The organism is Microcoleus sp. AT8-A3 (assembly GCF_036705675.1).
Lineage (GTDB): Bacteria > Cyanobacteriota > Cyanobacteriia > Cyanobacteriales > Microcoleaceae > Microcoleus.
Window position 1 is genome coordinate 96,289 of the sequence record NZ_JAUBVD010000018.1, and the last position, 17,792, is coordinate 114,080.

Sequence of the window (17,792 nt, forward strand, 5' to 3'; positions counted from 1 at the left end):
AATGCCTGCTAAAGATATTTTTCACGATACTGTCAAAGCTGCTTTACAAAAAGATGGATCGATAGTTATTCGTGAAAAATTTCGGGTGCAAGTCGATGAAGAAGGTCTAGCCATGTTTATCGATATGACCGCCGAAGAATTGATCGGTGCAGAAAAAGAAGGTCGCAAAATAGCTGTGGAAGTTAACAGCTTTCAAGACAGATCCGACTTCTATCAATTTCATGCTGCTCTCGGTCAATTTCTCAACTGTCGATCGGCATAGAGAGATATTATGCCAGATTTTATAGTATATTTAGCAGTTCCTTTAGAAACCTAGTGTCCTCTTTTGCCGCTATGATATTGAAAATTTGATAAACAGGACTCACGCATTTTTCCCAAAGAAACCGGGTTTTTTACCTAATCTGTGGGCGACAACGAAAGATTTTGCTAAAAAACCCGGTTTCTGAGCACCGGTGCGTCCAGGACTGATAAATTAATGACAGATAAAATCGATCGACCATTAGCAACAGTAATACTCGCGATCAGTGCTGACGGTAAAATTGCGGATGCAGTGCGATCGCCCGCGAGATTCGGTTCTGCCAAGGACAAAGCCCACCTCGAACAGCAAGTAGCAGCAAGCGACGCCGTTTTGTTCGGCAACGGCACTTTACAGGCTTATGGGACGACGATGAGAGTGATTTCGCCGGAATTGCTCAAACAGAGGGAACTGCAAGGGAAGCCACCACAACCGGTGCAAATTGTGTGTTCGCGATCGTCCCAATTTGACCCAAATTTGCGATTTTTCCAGCAACCTGTGCCTCGCTGGCTGCTGACGGGGCAAGACGGTAGGGAAACGCCATTGCCGTCTCCTCTCAAGAACGGGCAAGATGCCCGTTCCACAAGAGATGAATTTTCTAGTGAAACAGGCATCTTGCCTGTTAATAAAAGGCTTATTGAGAATGGTGCAACATCTCAATTCGATCGAATTATCTATGCGAAAACCGCAGGTGAAGAGATTGATTGGATTGATGCGTTTCAACAGCTAGCCAGCTTCGGTATCAAACGCTTGGCGATTCTGGGCGGGGGGAAACTGGTAGCCTCTGTGCTGGCTGCAGGCTTGGTAGACGAACTTTGGCTGACGGTGTGCCCGTTAATTTTGGGCGGCGCGGATGCACCGACACCTGTGGAGGGAGAGGGTTTTTTGGCGGATGTAGCGCCGAAATTGGAGCTTTTGGCGGTTAAACAGGTGGGACAAGAGGTATTTTTGCATTATCGGGTCGATCGATAGTCGCGCATTAACTGGTTTAACTGGTTCCCCGGCTCTGCCTGGGAACCCATGTAAGCGAGGCTCTGCCTCGCCAGCCCAAGGAAAATCGAGGCAGAGCCTCTGGATCTGCGTTACCAGGCAGAGCCTGGTAACAAGTGTCGAAGAGGGGAAATTATATTAACTTAAATGAAGTTCGATCGCTCTACGCTCAAATCTCCCTATGCTGAAACAGCCAAAACCTCAATATTCTGTAGCCTGGATTAGCAAAATAGGCGAAATCCCGCAAGCGTCGTGGGATGCCCTGGCGATGCCACTAAAAACTCCATTTCTGGAATGGGATTGGCTGAACAATCTCGAAGTATCGGGCAGTGCGACAGGTAAAACCGGTTGGCTACCGCATCACTTGACTGTGTGGCGAGACAAACAGTTGATTGCTTGCGCGCCACTTTATGTCAAAAGTCACAGCTACGGCGAATTTGTGTTCGACAATCAGTGGGCCGATTTAGCTCAACGTTTGGGTGTTCAATATTATCCCAAATTGATGGGAATGACGCCGTTTACTCCGGCTGAAGGCTATCGGTTTTTGATTGCCGAGGGAGAAGATGAAGACGAGTTAACGGAAGTAATGGTAAGCGCGATCGACCATTTTTGCGATCGGCACAATATCTCCGGCTGCAATTTCCTTTATGTCGATCCAGAATGGCGGCAGCGCATGGAACGCCACGGTTTCAGCGCTTGGTTGCACCACAGTTATATTTGGCAAAATCAAGGCTATCAAAATTTTGACAATTATTTAGGCGCATTTAATGCCAACCAGCGCCGCAATATCAAACGCGAACGCAAAGCAGTTGATCAAGCTGGTTTGTTGGTAAAAACGCTGACGGGCGATGAAATTCCCCAAGCCATGTTTGCTCAAATGTATGCTTTTTATGAGAATACTTGCGACAAATTTGGTTGGTGGGGAAGCAAGTATCTGACTAAGCGATTTTTTGAACAGTTGCACCACAATTATCGCGATCGAGTTTTATTTGTAGCTGCCTACGACAAGGAAGATGACAGACACCCGGTGGGTATGTCTTTTTGTTTGTATAAGGGCGATCGACTGTACGGGCGTTATTGGGGAAGTTTGCAGGAAATCGACTGCTTGCACTTCGATGCTTGTTACTATACGCCGATCGAATGGGCGATCGATCGGGGCATCCAAAGCTTCGATCCCGGTGCCGGCGGGCGGCACAAAAAACGGCGTGGCTTTCCAGCTACGCCCAATTATAGTTTGCACCGATTTTATAACAACCGTCTTGCCCAAATTCTCAAGTCTTATATCGGTCAAATCAACGAAAGAGAACAGGAAGAAATTGATGCAATCAACGAGGATTTACCTTTTACTAAGTTACCTCCGTTGTTACTCGGCGAGTGACGGTTGACTGGGAATTGGGAATTGTAAATTAGTAACAGCCCATCGGTGTCAACCTAATACTAAAACCCTGTGTATATCTCGTTTGTATCGAAGTTTCGATCCCCCTAAATCCCCCCGATCGGTGGGGAGTAGGGGTTGACTTTGAATGCTCTTTCCCCTTTATTAATGGGAGTTAGAGGGGAGGTAAGAATACTCTTTTCCCCCCTTATTAAGGGAGGTTAGGGGGCTCTAAACTCAACTATAAACGATATTGATTATGGATTTGAGTCTTAAGTTGACACGAATGGTAACAGTCAACAGTCAACAGTCAACAGTCAACAGTCAACAGTTAAACTAATTCAAAATTACCTTGCCATCTTCCTGAATTTGCAGCGATTTTGTATCAGCCTCCAACTCAGTTGTCGCGCCGAAACTGACTTGCAACATTCCCGGCATCGCGGTTGCTTGGGGGCGAACCAGCAGCAATCCGCCGTCTGGGCGCTGATAAGTGATGGTGATGGGCACTTGGATGGCTTGAAGCAAAATTTCCGATTGTTCGCCCAGAGTGCGCGGCTGGGTGACGCCTACGATTTGATAATTGATGACGGCATTGGTGGTATTCACCAGTTTAATTACTATCATGCCTTCGGCAGGCGTAACTCGCGCACTGGGCATGGGGAAGCGGGCAGGCGCGTCTGTTGGTGTAGAGGGCATCCCGCTGGGGCCCGGACTCGCAGCCGGAGTTGGTTCGCTGACGGGTTCTTCAGTGGCTGCGGGAGTCTCTGCGGGTTGGGAAACGGGTTTTCCTTGTTGGGGCGGGGGGCCGCCGGCGTGGGAAATTGTTGCGAGACTAACGAGTAAACCGACGCCGGTGGCTGCTAGCAAGCTGATTTTTTTAAACGGTAGATTGTGGCGAAACATAAATAACTCCTCACAAGTTCGATCGAGGTTGTCTAACAAAGTTCATGTTAATCTATGCGGGAATTGAATTTTAATAGCTTGGTTTGGGCCAGAGGTAAGAAGAATCAGGCTTGAGGGGGAGATTTTTTTTTACCGCAGAGGGCGCAGAGGGCGCAGAGGAGGAGGGGAAGTTTTAGAGGTGGGATGCTTCTGATTTGTGGGCGGGGAGGGTGACGGTAACGGCTGTACCTCGATCGACTTGGCTGTCTATGCGGATTTGGCCCCGGTGATTTTCGACAATTGCTTTGGCGATTGCTAATCCTAAGCCGGAACCGGCGGCGCTGCGATGGGTGCGGGCGGGATCTGCGCGGTAGAATCGATCGAATAAATGTGGCAGGGCTTCTGGGGAAATTCCGATGCCGGTGTCTGTTACTTTTATTTGCAGGGCTGGATTTAAGATCGGCGAATTTCTTTTGTTTTTGGCTGCAAGTTGCAATTCTACTTCTATTTCTCCGCCAGAGGGTGTGTACTGCACGGCGTTGCTGACTATATTGGTAAAGAGTCGGGCTAGTTGATCCCAGTCGCCCAACAGTGTAAAGTTGTCCTCAGCGTTGGGCTGATCGACAATTTCCAAAGAAAGAGAGAGATTTTGGGTAGTGGCGATCGCCTGTTGTTCTTCAATTACCTCCATCAGCAAAGCATCGAGGGGAACTTCAATCCACTGCTGTTGCACGATACCGCTGTCTTGTCTGGCTAAAAACAGCAAATCGTCAACCAAGCGCCCCAAACGGCGGGTGAGGCGTTCGATAACTTGTAGCTGTTGGTGTTGCTGCGGTTCGATATCCGGTTCCGCCAAAGCTACTTGGACGTTAGTTTGAATAGTGGCGATCGGATTTCTGAGTTCGTGAGAAGCGTCGGCGGTAAACTGTTTGAGACGCCCGTAAGACTCTCGCACCGGTGCCATTGCCAATCCCGACAGCAGCCAGCCAATCGCCGCCACGCAAATTAGAGTTAAACTCGCGCCCAAAATCAAATCAAGAATTAATTGGCGGATGGGTTTTGTCACTTCAAACCAAGGATGACTGACTCGCAAATATCCCAGAACTTGCCTGCCGATTTGTACTCGCTGGGTTACTTGTCTGAGAGAATAGTTTTGAGCTGACTGCAACTCATTATTAATTATCCAAACTGTTTCGCCGGTGCGGTTAGCGTGAATGGGAATATTCAGCGGTTCCGATAATGTAGACCACAGCAATTCGCCCGTAGGACTGAACCATTCTAAATCTATGTGGTCGTCTTCTACTGCATCGGTGCTATCTCGAAAACTGGCTTGAATATTAACTTGCAATTTATTTTTATCTGTGGTATTAGGGATTTTGAGCGGTTCGATAACGAGAGTTCGCTCTATTACTTCGACAACATGATTGAGGGTGTCATCAATGCGATCGATCAAAGTAGTGCGGACGTAGAAATAGAAACCTGTGGCGAATACAAGTAATAATACGGCAGTAACGGCAGTGTACCAAATAGCGAGGCGGCGGCGGGTAGCTTGGAACATATTGCGAAGGAAGTTCGGCAACTGATTTTGTAGTGGATTCAAGAGATTTAACTCATATGTTGCACCATTCTCAATTAGCCTTTTCGGAACAGGCTTTCCGGCCTGTTCCACAAGAAAATCTATTCTTTGTGGAACAGGCCGGAAAGCCTGTTGCTGACAATGGTGCAACATCTCAGTTTAACCAATTTAATAACTATAACCTTCTTCCCTTCCTTCGTGTCCTTCGCGCCTTCGCGGTTCGTTAAAAAAAAGCCTTGTTCGCAAATTATCTCAAAAAACTCTAACAACTTTCCATTCTTGATACTTCAGACAGATGTCGAGAAAGCTGTCACCATAGTATTCTAATCGCGAAACTTTTTAGGTAAAAGCTTGTGAATAAATTTTTATTTCGAGCCGCGATCGGGCTGTTAATGGCATTTTTTGGGGCAATCACCTATTTTACAAACGACGTAGAAAATCCGGTAACAGGAGAGAGACAGCGGGTGCAGCTTTCTCCCCGCCAAGAGATAGTTTTGGGATTGCAGGCGCGAGATCAAATGGCCGCCAAGCACGGGGGGCTTTATCCCAGCCAAAGTATTCAGCAGTATCTCGATCGAGTAGGAGCACGAGTTATCAACGGTTCTGTGGCGAAACAAGCGGGTTATCCGTTTGAATTCCACCTGCTGCGAGACGCCCAAACTGTGAATGCTTTTGCTTTACCGGGGGGACAAGTTTTCATTACTGCGGGGCTGCTGGGGCGGCTGAATTCGGAGGCTCAGTTGGCCGCTATACTCGGGCACGAAGCCGGTCACGTTGTCGCCCGCCACGGTGCGGAACACTTGGCAAAACAGCAGTTGGGCAGGGCTTTGGTAACGGCGGTTGGGGTGGCTACTAGCGACGATCGCGGGGGCGGGCAGCAGGCAGCATTAATTGCTCAAGCTGTCAATCAAGTTGTCGGTTTGCGGTACGGTAGATCGGATGAACTTGAGAGCGATCGGCTCGGTTTTCGGTTTATGACTGAAGCTGGTTACGATCCTAGAGGTATTGTTGAGGTGATGCAAATCCTCGGTGCCGCTAGGAAGGGCGAAGCGCCGCCGGAGTTTTTGAGTTCTCACCCCAACCCTGAAAACCGAGTGCAAAAATTGCAAGCTTTAATCGCGCAAAATTACCCTAACGGCGTTCCAGCTAATTTGGAGTCTGGACGCGATGAGTTTGCTAAAAATGTGTCGGGCGGTTAGCAATAATTGCATCGGGCTTTACCGAAATTAATGGGTCTAAAGCCCCGTCCTTCTAGGACGGCTTTTTATTTTATTGTATTTTATTTTCTCTGAGTCCCCCATGAGAACATTTTGACTATACAATAATAGTATGAAGACTCTGAAGTTCAAACTATACAATCATAAGCGAAATAAATACCTCAAGCGAACCATCAATGCTGCCGGGGTAATTTATAACCATTGTATAGCACTCCATAAACGGTACTACCGGATGTGGGCTAAGCATTTGAACTGCGCCAAACTTCAGGCTCATATTGCCAAACTGCGGAAGCGCAATCCGTTCTGGCAGTTGGTTGGAGCTCAAGCTGTGCAGGATATCTGCCAGCGCATTGAGAAAGCCTACCAGTTGTTTTTCAAACATCATCAAAAAGGAGTGAGGGCGCCGGGATTCAAGAAAGTAAAGAAATATAAGTCTTTCACCTTAAAACAGGCTGGATACAAGTTTTTAGGTGGCAATCGGCTCAAGATTGGGCAGAAAGTGTATCAATATTGGAAATCGAGAGAAATTGAGGGAACAGTCAAAACTTTAACCATTAAACGCACGACATTAGGTGAGTTGTTTATGGTTGTGGTTGTTGATAGCGTTTCGGAGTCAGAAAGCAAATTCGAGACGAGTAGAATCGCTGGATTTGACTTTGGTTTAAAAACGTTCCTCACCGTCTCGGATGCTGCCAAAATCGAATCGCCTCAATTCCTCAGACAGTCGCTTAATGCCATCCAGAAAGCGAGTCGCCAGCACTCTCATAAACAGAAAGGTTCAGCCAATCGGGAACGCGCTAGAAAGCATCTTGTTCGCCAGCATGAGGATGTGGTGAATCGGCGCTCTGACTGGTTCTGGAAGCTGGCACATAAACTAACAGATCAGTTTGACGTGCTGTGCTTTGAGACGTTGAACCTGAAGGGAATGCAACGCCTCTGGGGACGGAAAATTTTAGATTTAGCATTTGGGGAATTCCTGCAAATTCTGGAATGGGTGGCGACGAAGAAAGGTAAACAAATCATTTTTATCGACCGTTGGTATCCATCGAGCAAGACTTGCTTTCATTGCAGTCATGTTCTGGAAAAACTAGATTTATCAGTGAGAGAATGGCGTTGTCCGTCCTGCCAATTACTAAATGGGCGGGATGAAAATGCCGCCAAAAATATTTGTGCGGTTGGGGCATCAACCGCTAAGTTAGGCGATGTCAGACGGGCGAGAGCCTGCAATTGCTGTTTGACCTTAGAATCCCCGTGCCTGATGGCCGGGGAGTATGTCAAAAAAGTTATTACTAAAGGCGGATCTAAGTTCGGCTTTAAGTTGGCACGATCGACTTAATGAGCGATCGAGCAATTGGAAAGTTGAAAACCATGATTGAATCTTGGATGATTATCGGGGGCGTGACTTTCTCAGTCGCCTTCGGAACTCTGTTTTTTAAACTCCGCGATATTAATTGGGCCGTCAAACTTGAAAGACCGGATTGGATGTTTTTTGAGCCTGCTATTCCGTTAATTTGGACGGTGATTTTTGCTTGCGGGGCCGGCAGCGCTACTTTCGTGTGGGAACAGGAGCCAGGGAGCCTTAAAACTTTGCTGCTGATGGCTTTGTACTTGCTTTTAGAAATTGTCACAGTTGCTTATATTCCTGCTACTCTCAGAGCCAAAAGTCTGAAAGTAGGGACAATTTTGGGAGGGGCTGGCGAGATTTTAGGGGCTGTATTGACGTTGGCTGTTTTGCCGATTTCTCAAACCGCGGCTTTGTTACTTTTGCCTTACGTGATTTGGGGTGCGATCGGCACTTATACCACTTGGGAAATGATTAATTTAAACCCAGAAGCTGCATAAATCTTCGGTGTTATTCGGCGCACCCTACATACTATAACCCTCGGCTCTTGCTTCGTGTCATTAGGGTCTTCGCGGTTCGTTAAAAAAAGCATTGTTAATAATAGCAAATCCGTGCTAGCGGGTTAACCCACCCGATAAAGTGAGGAAATCCGCTTAACAGTGTGTGGGTATTTGATGAGAAAATAGATGAATAAAACTGCTTTAAATCAAAGGATGACAGTTATCAATGGCTATTAAAGACCAGCCCCAAGCACCTCGTTTTCGCCAAATTAGCAATATTTTGTTATTGCTCTCAAGTTTGTTTTTGCTGGCAAACATCTTTTTACCCAATTTGTTCGGCCCCCAAATTCCACAAGTGCCTTACAGCTTGTTCGTCCATCAAGTTCAAGAACAAGATGTAGTCAGAGCTTCGGTAGGTCAAAATGAAATTCGCTACCAACTCAAAGGCGAAGGTGATAAACCCGGTCAAGTGCTGTCAACTACGCCGATTTTTGACCTGGAATTGCCTAAACTTTTACAAGAAAAAGGCGTTGAATTTGCGGCAACTCCCCCTTCCAAAAATGGCTGGATCGGCAGTGTTTTAAGCTGGGTAGTTCCGCCGCTGATTTTTGTGGCGATTTTTCAATTTTTCATGAACAGGCAGGGTGGCGGGCCACAGGGCGCGCTCTCGCTGGGCAAAAGCAAAGCTAAGGTCTATGTAGAAGGCGAATCGGCGAAAATTACTTTTGCTGATGTGGCTGGAGTAGAAGAGGCTAAAACTGAATTAGTCGAAGTTGTTGAATTCCTGAAAACTCCCGACAGATTTACGGCAATCGGTGCGAGAATTCCGAAAGGCGTGCTGTTAGTCGGGCCTCCGGGAACTGGCAAAACGCTGTTAGCAAAAGCAGTGGCTGGTGAAGCTGGCGTACCGTTTTTTAGCATCTCCGGTTCGGAGTTTGTGGAACTGTTTGTAGGTGTTGGTTCTGCCAGAGTTAGAGATTTATTTGAGCAGGCTAAGAAACAGGCTCCTTGTATTATTTTCATTGATGAATTGGACGCGATCGGCAAATCTCGTAGCAGTAACGCTAGCTTTGGGGGGAATGATGAACGCGAACAAACTCTCAATCAATTGTTAACTGAAATGGATGGTTTTGCGGCGGGCAATACTACGGTAATTGTGCTGGCTGCAACTAACCGCCCGGAAAGTTTGGATGCTGCTTTGTTGCGCCCTGGCCGTTTCGATCGCCAAGTTTTAGTCGATCGCCCCGATTTATCTGGTCGCGAAGAAATTTTGAACATTCACTCTCAAAAAGTGAAGTTGGGCCCGGATATTGACTTGAAGGCCGTGGCCGCTCGCACCCCCGGTTTTTCGGGCGCAGATTTGGCAAATTTGGTCAATGAAGCTGCTTTGTTGGCGGCCCGCAACAAACGACTAACTGTAGCGCAGGAAGACTTTTTTGAGGCGTTTGAGCGCGTTGTGGCCGGCTTGGAAAAGAAAAGCCGGGTGCTCAATGAAAAAGAGAAAAAAATTGTGGCTTACCACGAAGTCGGGCACGCGATGGTTGGTGCTGCACTGACCGGCGGCGGCGAAGTGGCCAAAATCTCGATCGTCCCGCGCGGTATGGCAGCATTGGGTTACACGTTGCAGGTACCGACAGAAGACCGTTTCTTGTTAGATGAGTCGGAATTGCGGGGTCAAATTGCGACTTTGTTGGGCGGGCGATCGGCTGAGGAAGTCGTGTTTGGTAGCATTACTACTGGCGCTTCAAATGACTTGCAAAGGGCGACTGATTTAGCTGAACGGATGGTGACAACTTACGGGATGAGTAAGGTTTTGGGGCCTCTAGCTTACGATCGAGGTCAACAATCAATGTTCCTCAATGACGGTATGGGAAATGCCCGCCGTGCGGTAAGTGCTCAAACTGCTGAGGCGATCGACCAAGAAGTCAAAGAAATTGTCGAAACTGCACATCAGCAAGCTTTGGATATTCTGAAAGCAAATCGGGAATTGTTGGAAACAATTACGCAGAAACTGTTGGAAACAGAAGTGGTGGAAGGTGACGCACTTCGCGAATTCCTCGGTCAAGTGCGGCCTTTAGATAAGGTGGCGGCTTGAGTTTAATAGGGTTTAATTAAACCGCCGATGAACGCAGATGATTGCAATATCATCTGCGTTTTTTGGTATTTCTTAGCTCGTAGATTTTCAAGCAGAAGGCTTGGGAGCCGGTGCCCCCCGCAGCATTCCTTCTGTACTGAGGTCTTCATCGATTTCTTCCCAGTGAATGCCATAGCCTCCTCCGCATACTTCCCATTTTGCCCTTTGATCGGGCGTTGCATTAAACAATCTGGGATACCAAATTAAAGGCACAGTAATGGTTCGTCCATCCATCAAATCAACACTAATTGTTTCTTCTGTAAAATGAATCTCCTTAACTCTCTCGTCCGCTCGAATCGCCAAAATACCCATACCAAGCCTCCAATAAAGTTTGTTGATTTTCTTGTACTACCGACTGTATTTTCCGAAGTTCTTTAGCACTAAAACCAAGGTTGTTTGCCAAACTGACTGGCTCCAACCAAAATTTAACTGATGATTTGTCTCTGTCAATGTGAACATGAGGTGGTTCATTCGGTTCATGGCTGTAAAAGTAAAGTCGGTAAGGGCCTACTCGTAAAATAGTTGGCATAATTTCAGGTTATACAACATTTCAATGCGAATATCTGTAAGTTTTGTATTCTATGATAGCACAGGGCGATTTTATATTTTGGTTACAACCCTTTGATATACTGCCTCAATACAGGTGGGAGAGTGTAAAGACTTTCCTGTTTTTCTATAAAGCAGCGCCGTGATAAAGATTGGAGCGCGTTGAGTAAATCTGATGAGGATATTTGTCCTTTTTCTAGCAATTTTGCTAGGTTGACTGGCTGGTTTTCCCTAGCCAACAAAGACATAACTTGTTTTTCTAGTTCGGAAGTGCGATCGTACTGCTGCTGTAAAACATCTTTCAAATCTTCCGGCAACAATATGGTATCATCTAGTAATAATTCTGTCGCGCTGATTCCCAACTCTTCAATCAGATTCCCCACGCTTTTTAACCATAGGGGGTTGCCTTGGTAGCGGTGAATGAGTGCTTCACTGTTGTCGCTTTCTTCTAACCCATAATCTCTGAGTATTTCCCGTCCGGCTGCGATGTCTAAACCCTTGAGTTGTAAGGTACGAATAAGAGTATTTTGGCTTTTAACTTGAGTCACTTCTCTGGGTTGTTCCCAACCGATTAGCAGAAAGCAGCTTTGATGAGATAATTTTTCTATTTGTTTGAATAAAGAGCGATATTCTTCGCATTCTGGTTTATATTTTCCGGCCAATTCCCCGCTACAGAAAAGGTTGTGAATGTCATCCAAGACTATTAAACAGTGATGGTTTTGCAAATATTTAATCAGCGGTAAGCGTTTCGGGTTTGTTGCCGATGAATTTAGCTTTTCTGACTGGGAAAAAAGCTGTATTAAGTTAGATTGAAATTTATCTATGCTGGGGAATTCGTCGAAAGTATACCAAACTGCGTACTCAAACTCGTCTTTAATTTGTTGTACGAGTTGCACTGCTAAGGATGTTTTGCCGATGCCGCTGATGCCGGTGAGGGCTATGAGGCGACTGCGTTGTTGTAAAATCCATGTGGTGAGGGTGTCGAGTTCGAGAGTGCGATGGTAGAAATCGGCCAACTCTGGCATTTCGCTTAAATCTTGATGTAGAGTTTGAGGTTGTTTTGTGTTAGATGTTTCCTGATTTTGTGGGTGTGAGTTTGGGATATCTGGCGGGTATCTAGCTTCTCCACAAATGTTAAAATTACCGATGGCTACAACGTCACCTTGTGCAAAGTTTGAAGAATTAGAGACTTGGAACCTCTTAATTGCCGAGCGAAAATTTGATTTAGTAACATCTTCTCCCAATTCTTCTGAAAGTGTCTGCCATAATTCCATTCCTACCTCTCTAACACGATCCTCTGATCTATTAACCGCCTTGGCAATTTCTTTGTAGCCTTCATCTTCCCATGTTCCGCGCAGAATCCTCTCTTGCAAGTCATTGAGGTGCTTACCTGTTCTAGCAAATACCAAATCTTCTGCGAGTTTTAGCACTTCTGTAAGGTTCATACATCCGGATAGATATCAAGGTTGGTTGTATTGTACCCAACATTTACTCACATTTCCCAACATTTTCCCATATTTTCCAATTTTTTGTCTGTTATCAACTCGAAAAGTCCCGATAACTACCAAAGTTTTTGCAAGCGTAAAAACCAAAGTTAAGTGCTAGTATGGAGCGGGAGCAACTTTACTCTGGGAAATGTCAAATACATGGCTCAACCTATAAATTTAATAAGATATCAGTGAGATGAAAGACACGCTCATCGTCAAAATTCTCAAGGAAGGCGACCAAGTTTTGAATGTCTCATACATTGGTGAAGCGATTCACATAGTTGTGCGGAAACCGAACGAGGAAGTTTTTGTTTACTCCGTATCCCGTGATGCATATGGACAGCCTAAACTGTCTAAATTACCAGAGATTACCATCACTCATGGAGATGGTGAAGTTGAAGCACGGGCAACCGATGCTAGTGGTCAAGAAGTTCTCTCTATAACGGCTTAATGAGGTGAGTAATGGGTAAGAAGTCTCTTAAAATAACAGTTCATGGTTTATCTGATGAAAACTACGCCGATGTTGCTCATGGGATAGTGAAAACAGTCAAGTCAGTTGCTCCAAATAGCGATATCTCAATTCTGGGGGCCAGTCCACAAACATTTAAGGGTTCATCCAACAAGGAAATCGAGGGTAAGTAACGTGGCAAGTCAGAAACGATCCAACGAACACTTGAAGGCACAGAAGGCAGTCAAGCAGAGGGATGGTAACGAATGTGAAATTTGCGGTAAAGTCCCGGAGATCGCAAATGGACACCATGTTATTGCTTACAGTGATGGTGGTCCCGCGGATTTGAAGAATATGATGACACTTTGCCCAGAGTGCCACAGGGCTTACCACAATGGAGAAATACAAGTCGATATTTGGCGATTTTGAATACAACGTCAAGCTTGGCTACTGTTCTCCAAGATACCTATAAGAATTGATAAGCCTCAGCTTTTGTTGCTGAGGTTTTTATTTTTATTTAAGGGATTAAATCGCACCTCAACCTGCATCCCATCTGAGAAAGTCCTTTCTTTTTGCTTCTGCATCCCGCTCCATCGCTGCTATAGTTTTTGTAAACTTTTCTACCCATTCTTTACTGACTTCATACTCTAGTTCATCTTTACTCAGGGTTTCCAGCTTATTAAATCTATAGCTATAATTCCTTTACCATTATAAACATACAAAAACCCGGTTGCTTCAAAACACCGGGTTTCTAAATATTGTTGCTGCATTTTCGATCGATTAAATTCCGGGCACGTAAGCCATAACAGGAGAACCTTGCTGCTGCTGCGCGATTTCCAAAAGACGCTGAATCCGCTCCTCTGTCGGCGGGTGAGTTCGGAAAAGTGACTGCAAACCTTTAGTCGAAAAAGGATTCACAATCAGCAGCGGCGACATCGCAGGATTGCCGTGCATCGGAATTTCATGACCCATTTTCTCCAATTTTTGCAGGGCGTTTGCTAAGCCGATCGGGTTATTGGTAATTTCCACCGCACCGCTGTCTGCTGCAAATTCCCTCGTCCGAGAAATCGCCATTTGAATTAGGGTTGCTGATAGCGGTGCTAAAATGATTAAAAACAGCAAACCAAACGGATTCGGGCCTTGTCTGCTATCCCGCGTTACCGGGCCGTAAAGCGCTCCAAAAGTCAGAATTCGCCCGACAAATGTAATTGCACCGGCAATTGTTCCTGCAACTGCTTGAGTGAGGGTGTCGCGGTTGCGGATGTGCGTCAATTCGTGCGCTATAACGCCTTCCAATTCGTCGCGGGAAAGCAAATTCATGATGCCTTCAGTAACTGCTATTGTGGCGTGTTCCGGGTCTCTTCCTGTGGCGAATGCGTTGGGAGATTGAGTGGGAACTACAAAGATTTTCGGTACTGGAATTTGGGCTTTTTTACTCAGCGATGCTACCATATCGTAGATTTCTGGTGCTTCGCTGCGGGCGATGGGGCGAGCGCGGTAAGCCATTAACGCGGCCGTGTCGGAATAGTACCAAGAGCTAAAACTTGAGAAGGCGGCTAGGGCTAAACCGATGTAAAGTCCTTGCTCGTTGCCGATTAAATAATAACTTCCTAAAACTAGAAGACCGCTTAGGAGTCCTAAAAGAGCTGCTGTCCTGAGTTGATTTGTTCCTAACATGGCGGGTTGAGGGCGATCGCTATTTTGATATTTTTGAGCTTCTAATTAGATTTTCATATTTGCGGGCGATCGCGCCTCTATCTGCCGAAATAACTGCTGTCGCCAATAGTAGTATTTCACCTTTTGAGTCAGAAACTGGGAATGTCGATCTGGAGGCTCTCTCTGGCTGCTCTCAAGAGGCGACACAGCCGCAGGATATGACATTTCCAGGCTCTGCTTGGAAACAAGATTAAACGAGATAACCATTCTAAATACCCTTTGACTGCAATTACGGTATAATTGGTGAATATGACATAGTAAAAATTCCACATAAATCATGACTATCGATATAGAGATTTTTCAAACTCTCGTCAAGATGCCAGAATCTCTCAAACAAGAGATATTGCATTATGCAAAATATTTACTTGAAAAACACGCAAAAACTGAATCATCTCAAGAACAACTTGAACAACCTCATGGTTATGGTAGTTGGGCCGGTCAGATCGTTATGTCTGATGATTTCGATGAACCGCTGGAAGATTTAAAGGAATATATGTAACATGAACTCCCTTTTAGATACTCATGCCTTTCTGTGGTATTTGCTTGGCGATTCCAATCTAGGTAGTAAGGCAAAAGAAGCGATCGATACTAAAACAGGTTTGTATTTTAGTATTGCCAGCCTTTGGGAAATCTCTATTAAAATCAATGTCGGTAAGCTTCAACTGAATCGGCCATTTGAAGACCTGCCGAAGGAATTGCAATACATTAACGCTCAAATTCTACCAATTACATTTGAAGACACTGAGATTTACGCAGGTCTTCCTCTGCATCATCGAGATCCCTTCGATCGCATTCTGGTAGCACAGACGATGAATCATTCGCTGGTTTTGATTAGTCGTGATGAGGCTTTTGATGCTTATCCAATTCAGCGGGTGTGGTGATGAAGAAGGCAAAAATTTTATCAGTAAGCCCAGATAACAAAAGAGAATAGCCAGATACCCGACTTGTTTAAGAAGTCGGGTATCTGGCTATTAGGTAGAATTCTCGAACCCTAAACCGCTTGCACTTGCTTTTCCTCAACAGCAACAGGTTCTTGATATACAGTTTGAGACTCCGACGCCAAAAACTCAGCCAATTGAGCTTCAATTTCATCCCGCACAATCTGGCGGTATTCGAGGAAATGCTCGTTGTGAGCACATACGGTTAAATAGTGATCCCAAACAGCAGGATTGCGCTTGAGAATGCTGAACAAATGATGCCAGAACTTCCACCGAGTTTTGCGCTTGACTCCCTGCCGCCAAACCACAGTTAACAGTGCTCGCAAATCGATCCAACTGGGAACTCTTGCAGGTATCTTTGCTGTGGGTGCACCTAACATTAAGAAATGGCGATAAGTCCGGTCTAAATATTTCTCAGCATCGTACACTTCGCAGAATGCCTCGACATATTCGCGGGCAATATCTTCGAGAGGCCGCGTGGGAATGAAGTTCATCAAGGTAGTCTGGTTGAGGTTGCCAGATTTGTCGCGCAACCGCCCTTCTTTTGCTAGTCTGTGGGACAATGCAGTGTGCGGCAAAGCTTGCAGCATTCCAAAGGTTGTGCTAGGAATGGCTGCTGCTTCGGCAAACTTGACAATCCGCTGACCGGCACCGGGTTTTTCGCCGTCAAATCCGATGATAAATCCGGCCATTACTCGCAAACCGGATTTGGCAATTAACTCTACGGATTCGATCAGGGAATTGCGGGTATTTTGGAATTTTTTCGTCATTTGCAGGCTTTCTTCGTCGGGAGTTTCAATCCCTAAAAACACTGCATTGAAATTGCAAGCAACCATCATGTCCATCAATTCTTGATCTTGGGCTAAATCGATGGATGCTTCTGTGTTGAAAGTAAAGGGAAATTTGTGTTCTTCTTGCCAGACTTTTAAGTCTTTTAGCAACAGTTTGACGCTGCGTTTGTTGCCGATAAAGTTGTCGTCTACCATGAACACGCCGCGCCGCCAGCCCAAGTTGTAGAGATAGTCTAATTCTGCTATCAATTGTTGGGGGTTTTTCGTGCGAGGTTTGCGGCCGTAGAGGACGATGATATCGCAGAATTCGCACTGGAAAGGGCAGCCTCTGGAAAATTGAATCGACATGGAATCGTAGGCGTCTAATTCCAGCAAGTCGAAGCGGGGGACTGGGGTTGTGGTAACATCGGGTTTTACGCCGTCCGATCGATAAATTCCGCTTTTTTCGCCCCGCCCGATTGCTTCGACGAACATCGGCAAGGTGATTTCGCCTTCGTCGAGAATCAGGTAATCTATGCCCGCTGCTTGAGGTTCTTCGGGTACAGAGGTGGGGTAAGGGCCGCCGCAAGCTACGGATTTACCGCGCCGTTTTGCTTCGCGAATGATGTCTAGCAAATCTTCTTTTTGGACAATCATTGCGGAGAGAATAACGAGCTCTGCCCATTCCCATTCTGCTTCGGTGATTTGTCTGATATTGCGATCGACTAACTTAAATTCCCATTCTTGGGGTAAAATAGCTGCTACTGTTACCAAACCCAGCGGTGGCAGCAGAACTTTACGATCGACTAATTCTAGGATTTTCTCGTAAGACCAAAATGTTTTCGGAAACAGCGGGTAAACTAGAAGGACTCGCATTATATGTTAAACCTCACCAAAAAACTGGGTCTGAAGCCCCGTCCTTATAGGACGGCTTTACATTGAATTAAATCCCCTTTCGGGGTCGGAGAGGGAATTTTATGCAACCTCTCCGATTTTTGGGGAATGGTTGCCCCAAACTCCCATTTCTGAAAGTTAGCTTCGACAAAGTTATAAAGGCTTGCGCCGGCTAGCAGCACTGTCGAGCGTGACCTTAAGACTGTTTAACCACTAGCGACAGAGCAAGGGACTAGCTTCGCATCAAGCGGGTGTCGTGACCTAAATAACGTAGCTATTTAAAGCTTAGTCTGGTCAGAATGGCCTGTTAGATTTCTCTTTCAAGCCTCACGCCTTTAGGCTGAGGTTTCTGACATCAGTAAACAACTTGCGATCGGGCTGGCGTGTTTGAGAGTTCGATCGACTCTCAAGACTTAATGTTAAGGCTAAAATTACGATCTTGCACTCGATCGAATATCTGGCGAGGGGTGACACCCCCTAAGACAAACAAATTGAGCGCAATTTTTAGCTTGCAGTTCCCTGTTAAAGTGTGCAAATGCTGATATCTTATCGTATTTGACCCTTAATTGACGATAATCGCATTTAAAAAGCATGGGACTAAGGCAAAAAAGAAATTGAAACAGTAGACTTCAATAGCATAAAGAATTAGGGATGGGCTAGAAGCCCATCCCACAAATTGTTT

At 45.8% G+C, this 17,792-nt stretch carries 20 protein-coding genes; 13 read left to right on the top strand and 7 right to left on the bottom strand.

What is annotated here, in order from left to right:
* Nucleotide 1 precedes the first annotated feature (1 nt).
* The 3 genes from QUB51_RS13440 to QUB51_RS13450 all read left to right on the top strand — a co-directional run bounded on the left by QUB51_RS13440 (nt 2) and on the right by QUB51_RS13450 (nt 2,663).
* Nucleotides 2-262 (top strand): element excision factor XisH family protein, encoded by a 261-nt coding sequence (locus QUB51_RS13440; protein WP_333261920.1) that lies wholly within the window; start codon nt 2-4, stop codon nt 260-262.
* Nucleotides 263-475: 213 nt separating this feature from the next.
* The gene (locus QUB51_RS13445; RefSeq protein WP_333261917.1) at nt 476-1,267 is read left to right on the top strand and encodes a dihydrofolate reductase family protein; all 792 of its coding nucleotides are present in this window, start codon (nt 476-478) and stop codon (nt 1,265-1,267) included.
* Between the two features lie 199 nt (nt 1,268-1,466).
* Nucleotides 1,467-2,663 (top strand): GNAT family N-acetyltransferase, encoded by a 1,197-nt coding sequence (locus QUB51_RS13450; protein ID WP_333261914.1) that lies wholly within the window; start codon nt 1,467-1,469, stop codon nt 2,661-2,663.
* 333 nt (nt 2,664-2,996) lie between these two features.
* Here the strand turns inward: QUB51_RS13450 and QUB51_RS13455 are convergent, their stop codons facing one another.
* Together QUB51_RS13455 and QUB51_RS13460 are read right to left on the bottom strand one after the other, a co-directional pair.
* On the bottom strand, nt 2,997-3,563 hold the full coding sequence (locus tag QUB51_RS13455; RefSeq protein ID WP_333053987.1) for a hypothetical protein: 567 nt from the start codon (nt 3,561-3,563) through the stop codon (nt 2,997-2,999).
* A gap of 172 nt (nt 3,564-3,735) precedes the next feature.
* Nucleotides 3,736-5,100: an ATP-binding protein gene (locus QUB51_RS13460; RefSeq protein ID WP_333054089.1), complete on the bottom strand. Its 1,365-nt coding sequence runs from the start codon at nt 5,098-5,100 to the stop codon at nt 3,736-3,738.
* 371 nt (nt 5,101-5,471) lie between these two features.
* On the opposite strand from QUB51_RS13460, the gene QUB51_RS13465 reads away from it, so the two are divergent.
* From QUB51_RS13465 to ftsH4, 4 genes are all read left to right on the top strand, one after another.
* Entirely contained in the window at nt 5,472-6,317 is an 846-nt protein-coding gene (locus tag QUB51_RS13465) for a M48 family metallopeptidase (RefSeq protein ID WP_333053986.1), read from the top strand.
* A gap of 130 nt (nt 6,318-6,447) precedes the next feature.
* Nucleotides 6,448-7,671 carry a transposase gene (locus QUB51_RS13470; RefSeq protein ID WP_333261911.1) on the top strand — a complete coding sequence of 408 codons (1,224 nt, stop codon included), beginning with the start codon at nt 6,448-6,450 and terminating at the stop codon, nt 7,669-7,671.
* Entirely contained in the window at nt 7,671-8,177 is a 507-nt protein-coding gene (locus tag QUB51_RS13475; protein WP_333053984.1) for a tryptophan-rich sensory protein, read from the top strand. The genes QUB51_RS13470 and QUB51_RS13475 overlap by 1 nt, the downstream gene beginning before the upstream one ends.
* A gap of 226 nt (nt 8,178-8,403) precedes the next feature.
* Nucleotides 8,404-10,272 carry an ATP-dependent zinc metalloprotease FtsH4 gene (gene ftsH4, locus QUB51_RS13480; protein WP_333261908.1) on the top strand — a complete coding sequence of 623 codons (1,869 nt, stop codon included), beginning with the start codon at nt 8,404-8,406 and terminating at the stop codon, nt 10,270-10,272.
* Between the two features lie 87 nt (nt 10,273-10,359).
* On the opposite strand, the gene QUB51_RS13485 is transcribed toward ftsH4, so the two are convergent.
* From QUB51_RS13485 to QUB51_RS13495, 3 genes are all read right to left on the bottom strand, one after another.
* Nucleotides 10,360-10,623 carry a DUF2442 domain-containing protein gene (locus QUB51_RS13485; RefSeq protein ID WP_333231939.1) on the bottom strand — a complete coding sequence of 88 codons (264 nt, stop codon included), beginning with the start codon at nt 10,621-10,623 and terminating at the stop codon, nt 10,360-10,362.
* Nucleotides 10,586-10,840, bottom strand: a complete 255-nt coding sequence (locus QUB51_RS13490) for a DUF4160 domain-containing protein (protein ID WP_293145823.1) — start codon at nt 10,838-10,840, stop codon at nt 10,586-10,588. The genes QUB51_RS13485 and QUB51_RS13490 overlap by 38 nt, the downstream gene beginning before the upstream one ends.
* 82 nt (nt 10,841-10,922) lie before the next feature.
* Nucleotides 10,923-12,302: an NB-ARC domain-containing protein gene (locus QUB51_RS13495; protein WP_333231937.1), complete on the bottom strand. Its 1,380-nt coding sequence runs from the start codon at nt 12,300-12,302 to the stop codon at nt 10,923-10,925.
* Nucleotides 12,303-12,540: 238 nt separating this feature from the next.
* Between QUB51_RS13495 and QUB51_RS13500 the strand changes: the two genes are divergently transcribed.
* Genes QUB51_RS13500 through QUB51_RS13510 form a run of 3 tightly spaced genes read left to right on the top strand, consistent with a single transcriptional unit; the run spans nt 12,541 to nt 13,221 of the window.
* Nucleotides 12,541-12,795: a hypothetical protein gene (locus QUB51_RS13500; RefSeq protein ID WP_333105036.1), complete on the top strand. Its 255-nt coding sequence runs from the start codon at nt 12,541-12,543 to the stop codon at nt 12,793-12,795.
* 11 nt (nt 12,796-12,806) lie between these two features.
* Nucleotides 12,807-12,986: a hypothetical protein gene (locus tag QUB51_RS13505; protein WP_333181024.1), complete on the top strand. Its 180-nt coding sequence runs from the start codon at nt 12,807-12,809 to the stop codon at nt 12,984-12,986.
* Between the two features lies 1 nt (nt 12,987).
* Nucleotides 12,988-13,221 carry an HNH endonuclease signature motif containing protein gene (locus QUB51_RS13510; RefSeq protein ID WP_333105038.1) on the top strand — a complete coding sequence of 78 codons (234 nt, stop codon included), beginning with the start codon at nt 12,988-12,990 and terminating at the stop codon, nt 13,219-13,221.
* A 351-nt stretch (nt 13,222-13,572) separates the two neighbouring features.
* On the opposite strand, the gene QUB51_RS13515 is transcribed toward QUB51_RS13510, so the two are convergent.
* On the bottom strand, nt 13,573-14,469 hold the full coding sequence (locus QUB51_RS13515) for a M48 family metalloprotease (RefSeq protein WP_333231935.1): 897 nt from the start codon (nt 14,467-14,469) through the stop codon (nt 13,573-13,575).
* On the opposite strand from QUB51_RS13515, the gene QUB51_RS13520 reads away from it, so the two are divergent.
* The 3 genes from QUB51_RS13520 (at nt 14,457) to QUB51_RS13530 (ending at nt 15,389) form a co-directional block, all read left to right on the top strand.
* Nucleotides 14,457-14,702: a hypothetical protein gene (locus QUB51_RS13520; protein WP_333261904.1), complete on the top strand. Its 246-nt coding sequence runs from the start codon at nt 14,457-14,459 to the stop codon at nt 14,700-14,702. The genes QUB51_RS13515 and QUB51_RS13520 overlap by 13 nt on opposite strands.
* An 83-nt stretch (nt 14,703-14,785) precedes the next feature.
* A complete protein-coding gene (gene vapB, locus QUB51_RS13525) occupies nt 14,786-15,007 on the top strand; it encodes a type II toxin-antitoxin system VapB family antitoxin (protein ID WP_333144142.1) in 222 nt (73 codons plus the stop codon).
* A 1-nt stretch (nt 15,008) separates the two neighbouring features.
* Nucleotides 15,009-15,389: a type II toxin-antitoxin system VapC family toxin gene (locus QUB51_RS13530; RefSeq protein WP_333105045.1), complete on the top strand. Its 381-nt coding sequence runs from the start codon at nt 15,009-15,011 to the stop codon at nt 15,387-15,389.
* Between the two features lie 110 nt (nt 15,390-15,499).
* On the opposite strand, the gene QUB51_RS13535 is transcribed toward QUB51_RS13530, so the two are convergent.
* Nucleotides 15,500-17,092 carry a B12-binding domain-containing radical SAM protein gene (locus QUB51_RS13535; protein ID WP_333053968.1) on the bottom strand — a complete coding sequence of 531 codons (1,593 nt, stop codon included), beginning with the start codon at nt 17,090-17,092 and terminating at the stop codon, nt 15,500-15,502.
* Between the last annotated feature and the right edge of the window lie 700 nt (nt 17,093-17,792).

Excerpts from the sequence above, each read along its gene's own strand:
- QUB51_RS13440 (WP_333261920.1), top strand. The coding sequence starts at position 2 with ATGCCTGCTAAAGATATTTTTCACGATACTGTCAAAGCTGCTTTACAA.
- QUB51_RS13445 (WP_333261917.1), top strand. The coding sequence starts at position 476 with ATGACAGATAAAATCGATCGACCATTAGCAACAGTAATACTCGCGATC.
- QUB51_RS13450 (WP_333261914.1), top strand. The coding sequence starts at position 1,467 with ATGCTGAAACAGCCAAAACCTCAATATTCTGTAGCCTGGATTAGCAAA.
- QUB51_RS13455 (WP_333053987.1), bottom strand. The coding sequence starts at position 3,563 with ATGTTTCGCCACAATCTACCGTTTAAAAAAATCAGCTTGCTAGCAGCC.
- QUB51_RS13460 (WP_333054089.1), bottom strand. The coding sequence starts at position 5,100 with ATGTTCCAAGCTACCCGCCGCCGCCTCGCTATTTGGTACACTGCCGTT.
- QUB51_RS13470 (WP_333261911.1), top strand. The coding sequence starts at position 6,448 with ATGAAGACTCTGAAGTTCAAACTATACAATCATAAGCGAAATAAATAC.
- QUB51_RS13475 (WP_333053984.1), top strand. The coding sequence starts at position 7,671 with ATGAGCGATCGAGCAATTGGAAAGTTGAAAACCATGATTGAATCTTGG.
- ftsH4 (WP_333261908.1), top strand. The coding sequence starts at position 8,404 with ATGGCTATTAAAGACCAGCCCCAAGCACCTCGTTTTCGCCAAATTAGC.
- QUB51_RS13485 (WP_333231939.1), bottom strand. The coding sequence starts at position 10,623 with ATGGGTATTTTGGCGATTCGAGCGGACGAGAGAGTTAAGGAGATTCAT.
- QUB51_RS13490 (WP_293145823.1), bottom strand. The coding sequence starts at position 10,840 with ATGCCAACTATTTTACGAGTAGGCCCTTACCGACTTTACTTTTACAGC.
- QUB51_RS13495 (WP_333231937.1), bottom strand. The coding sequence starts at position 12,302 with ATGAACCTTACAGAAGTGCTAAAACTCGCAGAAGATTTGGTATTTGCT.
- QUB51_RS13500 (WP_333105036.1), top strand. The coding sequence starts at position 12,541 with ATGAAAGACACGCTCATCGTCAAAATTCTCAAGGAAGGCGACCAAGTT.
- QUB51_RS13505 (WP_333181024.1), top strand. The coding sequence starts at position 12,807 with ATGGGTAAGAAGTCTCTTAAAATAACAGTTCATGGTTTATCTGATGAA.
- QUB51_RS13515 (WP_333231935.1), bottom strand. The coding sequence starts at position 14,469 with ATGTTAGGAACAAATCAACTCAGGACAGCAGCTCTTTTAGGACTCCTA.
- vapB (WP_333144142.1), top strand. The coding sequence starts at position 14,786 with ATGACTATCGATATAGAGATTTTTCAAACTCTCGTCAAGATGCCAGAA.
- QUB51_RS13530 (WP_333105045.1), top strand. The coding sequence starts at position 15,009 with ATGAACTCCCTTTTAGATACTCATGCCTTTCTGTGGTATTTGCTTGGC.
- QUB51_RS13535 (WP_333053968.1), bottom strand. The coding sequence starts at position 17,092 with ATGCGAGTCCTTCTAGTTTACCCGCTGTTTCCGAAAACATTTTGGTCT.